This window comes from Maribacter sp. R77961 (assembly GCF_044594925.1).
Lineage (GTDB): Bacteria > Bacteroidota > Bacteroidia > Flavobacteriales > Flavobacteriaceae > Maribacter.
This window is the reverse complement of the sequence record NZ_CP138991.1, coordinates 760,028-772,778: the sequence shown is the minus strand read 5'-3', so window position 1 is coordinate 772,778 and position 12,751 is coordinate 760,028. Positions and strand designations below refer to the sequence as shown.

Here is a 12,751-nt window from a genome sequence, read left to right as displayed (position 1 = left end):
CTGCAAAAAAAGAAAGCGTTCAACCGTTCTTTCTTCGCATTAATTTCGTTACCCGTTAATGATGAGAAGCGCTTTGAACTCTCCATGGTACAATAAAAGTTTTTTCGTTTTCTAGATCTAAAATCAAACTTTGCAATCTATTCCTACCTCGGACTGCCGAAGAAAGACTAAAGCGTATACACCACCCTAAAGGTTAAAAATCGTGGCTGAATAAAAGTTTCTGAAGTAAAAACAGAGATATTATTGGCATTGTTCCGTACTTGAGAATCAATATCCAATAGGTTTGTTGCTTTAATCTCATACTCCCATTTGGCATCCCTATCCTTTCTGTAGGCTAAGGAGGCATCCCAGTTCTGAAAAGATTGCGAGTCCCCATTACCCAAATCTTGATTGGTATAGGTATAGTTGCTTCTAACGGTCAATGATTTCCAAATGTAGGCATCAAACTCCGCAGAAGGGGCATTGGTGACGAACTTGGTTTCTCGGCTTCCCTGATTGTTGTTCGTAACACTGTAGCGATATCTTAAATTGATATTCGGTGCCACCTTAAAATTGGTACGCAACCCCGGCGTATAGGTTTGGGTATAGCCCTCGTTCAAGGACTGCTGCCCCTGTATGAACTGGTTTATTTTACTGTAGTTAAAATTCGCATTAAGGCTAGCCCTTACTTTACCAAAGGTGCGCTGCACACGACCAAAAACACTCACGTTCTCATCCGCAAAGGCAGAATTAAAAAAGGTACTGGTCCGTATCACATTGTCAAAACTGGTAAGGCTTCTTACTTGGTCAATATTACTGGTATAGGCCGCTCTGGCGAATACATTGGTATAGTTGAACAGATTAAAACTACTGTACAAAAGACTTACATTATGTGATAAGGCATTCTGCAGGTCTGGCGCTCCAAACTGTAGGCTATTAAAATTATTCAACACCAAGCCCTGCGCCAAACGGGTAACATCCGTAAACTGATTACGCATATTATAGCGTACGGTTAGGGATTCGCTTTTCTTTAGCTGTAAACGGGTTTCAAAATCCGGTAACACCCTAAAGAAATTGTCTTTAAAGGTTTCCCCGAACTGAATGTTCTTATTTCCGTATGCGTGCACCGAGAACCCAGGAGTTATGGTAAATATCCCTGTTTTTAGTCGATAATGTAATCCCAAATAAATATCGCTAAAATTATAATCCGTATCGTTTACGGCAAGACCATCATTGATTGTTGGTGTGGGATTCAATTGCGACCCATCTGCCAAAAACTGAAAAATGTCCGAGTTAAATTCTTGCCTGCTCAGAATTACGCCTAGCGTAAGATTAATATTGCTTTTGGCATTCAGAAGGTTGTAATAATCTAGCTTTGCGTCTAGTTGATTTGATTTTATACGCCTGTTCTGATTAATATCATAGGTCGTAATGGAAGTGTCCAGACCAAGGGCTTCCGCCGTGCTATCAAAGGCATCTTCACCATCCGGGTCGTTCACCAAAATTGCATTATAAAAAGGGTCTTCGTTCTTGAATAAATGTTGTGCCTCAAAAGCAAAAATATTATTCTCGTTGAGCGTATAGTAGTAGTTGATGTTCTGATTGATGCTGTAGGGTTTTACCTGCTCCACTTGGTCAGTGGCACCGATGACCGAGGAAATTCGGCTTTGATTTTGAGCATCGTTGGATACACGTCCCAAAATATCATAATCTAGCTGGTTATTCATATTAGGCTGATAGGAAGCACTTAACTTTAACAGGGCTTGATTGGAGCGTTCCGTACTGGACTGCTCCGTTGCTTCGTCCGGTATACCTAATTCTGGATTAGTGAATTGAATAAAGCTTGTTTCCCTAGAAAGAATTCGGCTACTGTTGTAAATAAGAAAACCGCTCAAGTCCAAGCCTTTATTAGGGGAGTAACTAAAATTCCCAGAGGCGAGTTTATTTTCTATCTGTAGCGCATTACCCTGACTGGTTAGAAAGTTAAGGCTGTTATCCCCAAGATTAATATTAGTGCCGCTGCTGCTGCTCGGTGCGCGAAAACCACCACCAAAATTTCGGATATCCCTACGTGTTAGCGCTACTTCTCCAGTGTTGTTGACGTCTCCTATAAAATTAAGGCTATACTTTGGACTATAGTAAAATAGTTTAGGTTGCAATAGATAGAGCTCATTATCTGGTGCTACTCCGGCTCCTGCGGTGACATCACCAAACCAAAAGTTCTCCTTACCCTCTTTTAGTTTAATGTTCAGGGCCACATTATCCTGATTATTACGCACACTGCTCATTTGCCCCACTTCGGAGTAATTACGCAACACTTGAATCTTATCTACCGCCTTAGACGGAATATTCTTTGTCGCCAATTTGGTGTCGCCATCAAAAAAATCCTTTCCATTGACCATGAGTTTGTTCACGACCTTACCCTCTACCTCTACTTGACCATCTTCATTAATTTCTACCCCAGGCAAATTCTCCAGCACATCCTCCAACTTTCGTTCTGTGCCTTTATTGAAAGTGTCCGCATTATAGACCAAGGTATCACCCTGAATATTAACGGGCATTTCATAAATAAGCTCTACCTCGTCCAACGCATTTTGTGGTTGAAGGGTAAAGTCTTTATCAATATCTTCTTCAAGGGTAGAAATGATTTCTTCATAGGTTTTCATACCTACATAACTTACCTGTAACTTATAGGTACCGTTCTTACCTAGTTCTAGTTTATACCTACCCTCGGCATCGGTAATACCGTAAGATTCCAAACCACTTGTCTCTTGGTTTATGGCAACAACATTCGCCAAATCAAAGGGCATATTAAGGCTATCTTTTACGATACCCTGCAAGGTCACTTGTCCATAGGTGTTTAGCCCTACTAATAAGAATAGTGTAAAACAAAAAATTCTTTTCATGCTAAGGTTTTAAAAGATGCGCTATACGTGTACCCGATAATATGATTTTTAACTTCTTCTTCTACCGCGATTGTTACGCATTTCTAACATTTTACCCTTAACAGTTTCCTGATAAGCACTTTTAGTAATCTCCTTACCCCTGTTCGGCGGAGTGATATCGATACTCTCCTTAGGGTTCATAACTATCTTGGCACAAAGCATTACGGTATTCCCGGCACTTACCTCTAATATTAATCCCGGAAGTCCCCAATATTCACCCGGACCATGGCTTACAGGTATTTGAGGGGTATACCAAGCTTCTACGGCAGTTAATTCTATTTCAGGCGTTATAACAGCACCTGTAGAATCCGTTTTTTTCTCAGCTTTCCGTAAATCTCCCCAAGAAAAATCGTACCAACTTAACTCCTTGGTAGGTATGTTTGCCGTTGCCTTAAAACAAGTGTATTGTCCTATTTGCTTAGACTCTGAACCCATCTTCCATTCTATTTCTTGAAGCTTATCTTTTATTAAAAAACGTTTCCCATAAAACTCTTGGGCCTGTACCAAAGCGTTTTCCTTAATGTTCTTGTATTGTTCACCTCTTGAAAAGTTATTACCCCAAGAGTCCGTTGCACCGGAAATGGCATCCAACTTTTCTTCTTCGTTAAAAACGGATGCTTCCTTGTTAAAATCTAGGACATAGGTTTTTTCCAATCTGTTTTTAAGTCGAGCTTGGACCTGCTTCTTCTGAGCTTCGCTCATTCGTGCCCCCCAACCCCCTAGTTCCATCTTAGATTTGGAGTAGTAAAATGCCTGACCTTGAAATTCTTGAACATCTGGTTTAAAAGAAAAAAGCAAAACCGTAACCAGTAAGGTTAATTTAAAAAATATTGTCTTCATGAGATATGATTGAAAATTAGCTGTTTAACGAAAGTATGGAAAGATTAAACAGCTTTGATGTGTTTATCATAATATTAACAGTAATCCACCAAGTATGGGTATTTAATCATTAGAACATAAAAAAGACCGATGGATAACACTTCCCTTAATATGAATTTTTAACCTACTTTTAGTACGCTGTATAAGGAATCTTTGCATTTCAATTTAACTATCTGTTTTATGAATAAAATTGTTGTTCGGCTTTCATCTTTTATAATTTTCGCAAGTTCTTTGTTATGCTTTAACTGTACTGAACAAGCAAAAACATCCCAGGCAACAAACAAGAACGAAGTTTTAATCTTAGGTACCATCCATGGCGGACACCTTACGGATAGCGTGTATAATACGATTTATCTGGATAAATTAGTACGAGCGATCAATCCAGATTATATTTTGGCCGAGATTCCACCAGATAGGATGAAAGCTGCTATGGAAGGATTTCAAATGGACGATAGTATCTCAGAGCCTAGGGTACTCCGTTTTCCGGAATATGTAGATGTTATTTTTCCGCTGACCAAAACGCTAGATTTTGAGATTATACCAACCGCTGGTTGGACAAAACCCATGGCCGACGAACGTAGAGCTAAATTAAGGGCAATAAGCCAAGATACCAGTAGAACGAAGGACTGGCAAGCATATACCGAAGCTAATAAACGTACCGATTCTCTTTACGCCGCTACGGGTAAGGTCAACGACCCCTACTTCATTCACACCCACACTTATGATAGTATACAGGATATTGCCTTACAGACCTACAATAGACTTTTTAATGTAGAATTAGGGCTCGGTGGTTGGGAGAACATCAACATTGCCCATTATTGGAATATTGAAAAAGCCCTAGAAAAACACCGCTACAAGGGAAAACAGTTTTTAATTGTTTATGGTGCGGGGCATAAAGGATGGATGCTAAGGCAATTGCAAAAACGAGATGATATTACCTTATTAGAAATGGCTCCGTTTTTAGATAAAATAAGTGACCAATGAAAGTAAAAATGCAATGGTCTTTTTAGTTGATAACGATTTCATCGATGAACACCCAACTCTTAGCTCCCGGGTTTTGATGCCAAGGTGGGTTCTTTAGAACACTCTTCACTTCTACCCTAACATATTTGGCATTCGTTTTCTTAAAGTCTAAATCAAAAAAGTCCATCGTAATTTCAGAACTAGGTTTCTGCTCGGGCAACTTAACGGTATGCCATTTTTTAAATGTATTACCGTCATTGGATACCAAAATATTAAAACCTACCGGATAGAAGATATAATCACTGGGGCCCGAAAGCGCTCCAATAGAAACGGAACTAATTTCTTTGATTTCATCAAATGCTATGGTTGCATCAAAGTGCGTTCCTTCATACCCCAACCATTTCCCGTCTACAAAGTTTCGAGTGCCACGGTCTAAATCTATCAAGGTCTTTGCTCCTTTTGCCGTATACTTCTCATGTGGAGGTTTATTAAGGGTAATCTTATCATAATCAATGGTCCTCTTCTTAAAATTGGCGGCTACAACATCGCTCTGGCCCCAACCTTCCTTAAAAGTTATAGCTTTTAATATTGTGGTATTAGTCAGCACTATGGGCGATTCATAACGGGTAGCGGTGGTATCTGGGATTGACCCGTCCAAGGTGTAAAACATTGCCGTATCATCAAACGGATAACTCATCTCAACCGTCAATTTATCCTTAACAAAGTAGGAATCGGTAATAATCGTTGGTGGTAACAATTCAGTTGCCTCGAAAATATCGGCATCAATCGTATGTACCGTCAAATTATTATTTTCTGCTAGGACTGTAGTTATCGTTTCATCAGTCACATCGGTTTGCCATAAATACAAATCGGTAAGACCTGTAAGCGATTTAATATCGGCTAGCGAGGCATCCGTAATTGCAGTGCCATACAGGTTTAAAGATTCTAACTTTTCTAGCTTTTTAACCTCAGCAAGTGCTTTATCCGTAATACCTGTGTTTTGTAGTTGTAACTTAGTTAGATTTTCAAAATTGGGCAGCACGGCAACGAGTGAATCGCTAAAATTAGAATAGCCTAAATTCATTTCAACAACGTTTTCTCCATATTCGGCTATCATATCAAAAACTTCCTCGCCTAAATTCTTTCTATTTGCCAAATTAACCATATATAAAGGGCTTTCTTCATTTAATGGATACGTTGGTATTCCCGAATTGTTTAGGTTCGCCAACCATTCTTCAGAGGCAGGGGCCAGATTTTTAGCCAACACGGCCCTTGTAGAAGTATCTTCCTCCAATTCATTCAAATGCGCCTGAATTCTTTTGTTACGTTCCAAATCAGCGGTAATACAATCAAAACAGTTTTCGTTCTCCAACCACCAATGAATTAAATCAATCTCGTTTGGTGTCAACTGTACCTTCCCTTTGGGCGGCATATGTTCTTCGTCCTCTAGTGGCAAAACCATCCTGTGTGCGAGTAAAGGTTTTCCTAAATCGCTAGAATCCAATATGCTGCCCGTATCACCACCGGCCAAGATTTCCGTTTGTGATGTTAACAGTAAATTACCTTCGGCCTTCTTTGGGTTATGACAGCTTACACACTTGGCATCAAAAATGGGCTGTACCACATCATTGTATACCAAAGCTTTATCAATATTTTCAATTCCTCTATTTTTTGAGGACGTTTCCTTGGTCAGAAAATCTTCGCCATGCGTCATACTACCTCCCCAGTGACCGGCTAATGTTAGCATAATATTAGCCGCAATAAATAAGGGAAAATAAATAGCAGCTAGTAATTTTTGTTTCGAATTCTTGGCAAAGAAAAGGATAACCATAACCGCGGTAAGGCCTATCGCCATCCACTTATGTCTAAACAATAATTCTTCGTCATAGGCTCCGTTAGATTCCAGTAAAAGCCCTGTTCCTATTGATGCTAGGGCACTTAAGACCCCAAACCCGATTGCAAGTTTTATAACGCCTCCAATGTTTTCCTTTGGTCGTATTCTTTGATAGATTTCTAGGATGAAGGCAAAAATTATAATCCCTATGGGTAAATGAACCAGTACAGGATGAAAATTGCCAATATTTATGAAGAGATATGTCATGCTGTTATTCTACTAAAATTTCATCGATAAATAAAAACGGAACCGTTCCCTTGCCCTGATGCCATTCAGGAATCTCCTCCATTAAATCAATCTTAATTTCTATATTTTTATAAGACGCTTCGGCTACGAAAATATCCAAAAGTTCTATTTGCTTAGGTTCCATTTCTGTAGGATGGTCAAGATTTAATTCTCCTATTTTACGGCCCTTAGCACGCACTTCAATTGCCTGGGGTGCAAATATCCATGAGCCATGGTCTTTTAAGGTACTTACAATAAGTTTTGAAATAGGAAGCTCCTTATCAAAATCTAGCTTTATACTTATTTGGTCGTTTTGAAAGCCCAGCCAGGTGTGCGTTCCTCTAAACTGTAGCGTCCCTTTTTGCAAGTCTACAAGTCCTTGAGCACCATTTCCTGTATAGTTAGAATGTGGTGCTGGGTCTAGGGTAACCTGAGCATTTGAAATATTACGTTGTAATTGTATTAATCTGGTATACACTTCTTCACTCTTCTTGTAATCCGGGTGGAATGAACAGAATGCAAATTGTGTTGCTTCTTCTACAAGCAAGGGTTCCGTATATAAGTTTGATTTTGAAGTTACAGGACTGCCGTCAGTAGTATATCTAACTTGAGCATCCTTCATATGAAATACTGCCGAAACTTTTGCCGATTTGCTAAAAAGTAACGAATCCACCACTATTTTTGGAGCGGCCAGTTCAAAGAGATTATCCGCCGCATACTGAATTGTAGCCTTTTTGTCTTGCTCACAAGCGCATAAAAGCAAAGCACCAACTATAAAGAGGACTATTTTTTTCAACATTAAACGCGATATAACTTAATTGGATATGTTTTTCCAGAGTTCCATTGCGCTACGTACAGATTTTCATCTTCATCTACACATACGTCATGAGGGTGATGAAACACTTTCAAAGTTTGATACATAGGATTCAATTGCTGTTCCTCGTAAATGGGCTCACAACCGCCAGGAGCGGAAACAAGTTTATTTTCTTCGTTCAGGATACTTATAAAACCTGTTCCCTCAGAGCCATCACCGGACCAAATAGTAGCCAAGTAAATATCTTTTTCATGTAAAACGGGTCTACAGATGTAGGCACCAGGTAAATCAATAGCATCTATATACTCACCATTAAGCGTGAAACGTTTCAATTTGTTCTGTTGTCTGGCAGTAACCAGTAATGTCGGATTCGCAGCATCACGGGTATCCAAACAAATACCATGCGCATTATCAAAATGATGTGCCTCCTCTCCCCTGCCTCCGAATACATTTAAAAGTGCTCCAGAAGCATTATAATGCATAATATATTGTTCGCCATAGCCATCTGCAATATACACGTCACCATTGGGTGCTATTGCTGTTTCCGTAGGAATGTAACTTTCTTTATTCTTGTACTTTCCCGTTTCCTTGGGATACGAAAACACCTGAATCACCTTACCATTAATGGTGGTTTTTATTACTTCGTGTCTGTTATTATCGGCGATATAAAGCACATCTTCACCGTTTTCTACATGTAATGTGAGTCCATGTGCACCAGGATAGTCGGTACCCCATACCTCTAACAATTTACCAGAACGGTCGTAGACGATTATATTATTTTTGGTATGGTTCGTTAGTAGTAATATTCTCCCTTGAGAATCCTGTACCATTTCATGACAATCGTTTACCGGATAGAAATTAGAATTCAGTGCTCCCCACTGCAAGTCTATTTTATATTGATGCGAATTATGACCAATAACTACGTCTTTGTATGTCATTAATGTATTTGCTTGAGCAAGACCGCTTAAAAGTCCTGTGGTTAGCATACCGGTATTCCTAACGAAAGTTCTTCTTTTCATTAAACCAATAAATCATTTAGAACATGACCTTCAACATCCGTAAGTCGGAAGCGTCTACCTTGGTATTTGTATGTTAGTTTTTCATGGTCTATACCCAATAAGTGTAACATGGTAGCTTGGAAATCGTGAACATGGACAGGGTCCTTTACGATGTTATATCCAAATTCGTCCGTTTCACCATACACTACACCTGGCTTAATTCCGCCACCGGCCATCCACATGGTGAAACATCTTGGGTGGTGGTCACGTCCATAGTTGGTATCCGTAAGCAAACCTTGGGAATAATTGGTTCTTCCGAACTCTCCGCCCCATATGACCAAGGTGTCCTCTAGTAGACCACGTTGTTTTAAATCGGCCACCAATGCCGCAGAAGCTTGGTCTACATCTTTTGCTTGTTTCTCTATTGCACCTGGCAAATTATCATGTTGATCCCAACCCATATGGTACAACTGTATAAAACGTACGTCCTGTTCGGCCAATCTTCTAGCTAATAAACAATTAGCTGCATAAGTACCAGGTATTTTTGCATCAGCTCCGTACATTTTATAAATATAATCGGGCTCATCGTCCGTCTTCATTACATCAGGTACGGAGGTCTGCATTTTATAGGCCATTTCATACTGCGCTATTCTACTCTGTATTTCTGGATTTCCAAATTCCGTGAACTGTTTTTCATTTAGTTCCGCCAATTTATCCAACATGGCTCTTTTACCTTCTTTGGTAACTCCCTTAGGGTCGTTCAAATAGAGAACGGGGTCTTTTGCCGCCCTAAACTGTACGCCTTGATGCAGTGAATGCAGAAATCCATTACCCCATAATCGGGTGTATAGTGGCTGCCCGTTTGGCCTACCGGAACCTCTAGACAATAAAACGGTAAAGGCCGGTAGATTTTTATTCTCGCTACCAAGACCATAGCTCAACCAAGAACCCATGCTAGGACGACCTGGTTGTTGTGAACCTGTTTGAAAAAAGGTTACGGCAGGGTCATGATTAATGGCCTCGGTATACATGGACTTTACAATACAAAGTTCATCGACCATTTTAGCAGTGTACGGAAGTAAGTCGCTAATGTAAGTGCCATTCTTACCATACTGCTTAAAGTCGAATACCGATCCGGCCAATGGAAAACTATCCTGACCAGAAGTCATGCCCGTTAAGCGTTGTCCATTTCTAATAGATTCTGGTAATTCCTCACCTCTTCTTTTAATCAAAGTGGGTTTGTAATCGAACAATTCTAGCTGGGAAGGTCCTCCACTTTGAAAAAGATAAATAATTCTTTTTGCCTTTGAGGCATGGTGCAAGGCATTCATCATTCCATTATTACCTCCAAAATCATTTGCTTTTGTAATAATACCGTTCTCATCTTTTCTGAAGAAAGACTGACCAAGTAGCGAAGCTAATGCAACCGAGCCCGCACCTAAAGCAGCCTTACCCAAAAATGATCTTCTATTTAATAGTAACGACCTTTCTTCTATGATTTTCTTTTCACTCATAACTAGCCTCTGGTTATAGTTTCGTCTAAATTAAAAATAGTATGTGCTACCAATGACAGTGATGCCAATTCCTTATCAGATACTTCGATATCATTCGTAAACTCCCCTATGGATATATAATCGGATGCCTCAATGATTCCGTTGTCAATTTTCGCCTGCATGTCTTTGTAATGGTCCAATAACATTGTTTTTTCCTCTGCGTCCGGTAAACGTGAGGTCGCTTTTTGAAAAACATAAGAGATTTGCTTTTCTACTTCCTGAGGAAATTTTTCTATACTTACTGTTGCCAAAGCTCTGGAAGCCTCTATTAACTGCGGGTCGTTAAGTAGTACCAAGGCCTGTAGTGGTGTATTTGTTTCCTGACGCTTTACGGAACATAAGTCCCTTGAGGCGCTGTCAAAGGTCATCATACTTGGTGGTGGCACAGTGCGTTTCCAAAACGTATACAAACTCTTACGATATAAGTCCTCACCTTCACTTTGAACGTAGCGCGATGTACTTCCGCCACCTCCGCCGGTAGTCTCTTCCCAAATACCTTCTGGTTGATAGGGCTTTACACTTGGCCCACCAACTTCCTTAGTTAATAAACCACTAATGGCCAAGGCTTGGTCCCGTATCATCTCTGCCGTAAGTCTTAAACGAGGTGCTCTCGCCAGCAATTTATTTTCCGGATCTTGTTCCAATGCCTCTGGAGTTGTAACTGCACGTTGTCTATAGGTAGCGGATAAGGCCATGTATTTCAACATTGCTTTTGTATTCCATCCTTCATCTCTAAATTTAATGGCCAAATAATCCAATAACTCTGGATGCGATGGCAGCGCACCTTGATTTCCAAAATCATAGGAAGAACTCACAAGTCCGTTTCCGAACATACGTTGCCAAAACCTATTCACGGTTACCCTTGCCGTTAACGGATTTTCATTATCAAAAAGCCATTTGGAAAGACCCATTCTGTTTTTGGGATAATTCTCGGGAAATGATAACACGGATTTTGGTGTGTCTGGAAATACCTGATCCGTAGGTTGATCGTAGACGCCTCGATTTAAGATAAAAGCAGGTTTCCACTCCTCTCGCTCATACATTACCATTACGGGCACCTCTTTCTTTGGTGCTTTATCGAAATTGATAAAATCTAATACTCCATTTGCCTCTTTTTCTGTTATGGTGATATAGGGTTCTGGGGTTTCGCCCGGTAGGGGAATGGTATACTTTTCTTTGTTGTTGTTGAAAAAACTGAATAGCTCAAAGTGCTCCTTTTGACTTATTGGGTCGTACTTATGGTCGTGGCAACGAGCACATTCTAAAGTGAGTCCTAAAAAGGTCGTTCCAAAGGTCTGTAACCTATCTTCTACATATTCCACTTGATATTCCTCTGGAATGGTACCGCCTTCAAATGTAATTTTATGATTGCGATTAAAACCGGTCGCTAATATTTTCTCCAAATCGGCATCTGGCATTAAATCACCCGCCAATTGATACGTTACGAATTGGTCATAGGGCATATTCTCGTCAAAGGCATGAATTACCCAATCTCTCCAGGGCCACATGGTCCGTTCAAAATCATCTTGGTACCCGTGCGTATCGGCATATCTTGCAATATCCATCCATTCTGCTGCCATATGTTCGGCATGATCTACGGTTTGAAGTAGGGAATCTACCAATTTCTCGTAGGCGTCCGTAGAAGAATCATTAACAAATGAAGCTACCTGTTCTGGAGAAGGCGGTAAACCAGCGAGATCAAAGAATACTCTACGTATTAATTTTTCTTTGGAGGCTTCCTCAGAAGGAGAAAGACCATTTAAGCGCATTTTTTTTAGCACAAACTTATCTATCTCATTCTTTGCCCAGGACGAATCATTCACATGAGGCACCTCTGGTTTTACAGGAGCAATAAAAGCCCAATGTTCCTTATATTCCGCACCTTGTGCTATCCACTTCTCTAAAATGGCCTTCTCCTTAGGGGTTAATTCTAAATTAGATTCCGGAGGAGGCATCACTAAGTTCGCGTCTTCAGAGTAAATACGGTCTACCAACCCACTTTCTTCCGGTTTATTAGGCACAATAGCGAACCTATCCAAATTTTCACCTAACGCCGCATAGGCATCCTCAGCTTTATGGAGCGATAAATTTCCTTCTATAGCGTTCTTGTCAGGACCGTGACATATAAAACAACGATCAGAAAGGATAGGTTTCACATCAAAGGTGAAATCAATTTTTTCTGGAATCCCTTGGATATCAGCTTTAGCAATGACTTTTTCAGAAGTAGATGGTTGCTGTTCGCAAGAATAGTAAACACTACAAAAGACCAGTACACCAAGGCCTATTAGTATTTCCTTTAGCGACAGTTTTGTTTTCAAAGAATTATCGGTTTTCATAGCAAAAATTACCTTAAATCGTTAGCTAAAGTTAATGACAAAAGAAAAAAATAGGTATAAAATTCGACTAACAACAATTTTGAAGTCATTAATATCAAATACGTGCTCGACTCTACCTAATTTAAAGTATCTCATAAAATTTTACTTTTACACAAACAGTCCGCA

At 39.9% G+C, this 12,751-nt stretch carries 8 protein-coding genes; 1 reads left to right on the top strand and 7 read right to left on the bottom strand.

All coding sequences use genetic code 11. From position 1 onward, the window contains the following. Nucleotides 1–167: 167 nt before the first annotated feature. Together SJY09_RS03205 and SJY09_RS03200 are read right to left on the bottom strand one after the other, a co-directional pair. Nucleotides 168–2,885 carry a carboxypeptidase regulatory-like domain-containing protein gene (locus SJY09_RS03205; RefSeq protein WP_396637517.1) on the bottom strand — a complete coding sequence of 906 codons (2,718 nt, stop codon included), beginning with the start codon at nt 2,883–2,885 and terminating at the stop codon, nt 168–170. A 48-nt stretch (nt 2,886–2,933) separates the two neighbouring features. Next, entirely contained in the window at nt 2,934–3,764 is an 831-nt protein-coding gene (locus SJY09_RS03200) for a GLPGLI family protein (RefSeq protein ID WP_396637516.1), read from the bottom strand. A 219-nt stretch (nt 3,765–3,983) separates the two neighbouring features. Here SJY09_RS03200 and SJY09_RS03195 point away from each other — a divergent pair, with 219 nt between their 5' ends. Beyond that, a complete protein-coding gene (locus SJY09_RS03195; protein ID WP_396637515.1) occupies nt 3,984–4,787 on the top strand; it encodes a hypothetical protein in 804 nt (267 codons plus the stop codon). 22 nt (nt 4,788–4,809) lie between these two features. Here the strand turns inward: SJY09_RS03195 and SJY09_RS03190 are convergent, their stop codons facing one another. The 5 genes from SJY09_RS03190 to SJY09_RS03170 are packed head-to-tail and all read right to left on the bottom strand — an operon-like array spanning nt 4,810 to nt 12,568. Then, nucleotides 4,810–6,867, bottom strand: a complete 2,058-nt coding sequence (locus tag SJY09_RS03190) for an FN3 associated domain-containing protein (RefSeq protein ID WP_396637514.1) — start codon at nt 6,865–6,867, stop codon at nt 4,810–4,812. 4 nt (nt 6,868–6,871) lie between these two features. Continuing rightward, entirely contained in the window at nt 6,872–7,684 is an 813-nt protein-coding gene (locus tag SJY09_RS03185) for a chitobiase/beta-hexosaminidase C-terminal domain-containing protein (protein ID WP_396637513.1), read from the bottom strand. Then, nucleotides 7,684–8,718, bottom strand: a complete 1,035-nt coding sequence (locus SJY09_RS03180; protein ID WP_396637512.1) for a 6-bladed beta-propeller — start codon at nt 8,716–8,718, stop codon at nt 7,684–7,686. The genes SJY09_RS03185 and SJY09_RS03180 overlap by 1 nt, the downstream gene beginning before the upstream one ends. After that, nucleotides 8,718–10,211 (bottom strand): DUF1501 domain-containing protein, encoded by a 1,494-nt coding sequence (locus tag SJY09_RS03175; RefSeq protein WP_396637511.1) that lies wholly within the window; start codon nt 10,209–10,211, stop codon nt 8,718–8,720. The genes SJY09_RS03180 and SJY09_RS03175 overlap by 1 nt, the downstream gene beginning before the upstream one ends. A 2-nt stretch (nt 10,212–10,213) precedes the next feature. After that, entirely contained in the window at nt 10,214–12,568 is a 2,355-nt protein-coding gene (locus SJY09_RS03170; RefSeq protein WP_396637510.1) for a PSD1 and planctomycete cytochrome C domain-containing protein, read from the bottom strand. Nucleotides 12,569–12,751 lie beyond the last annotated feature (183 nt).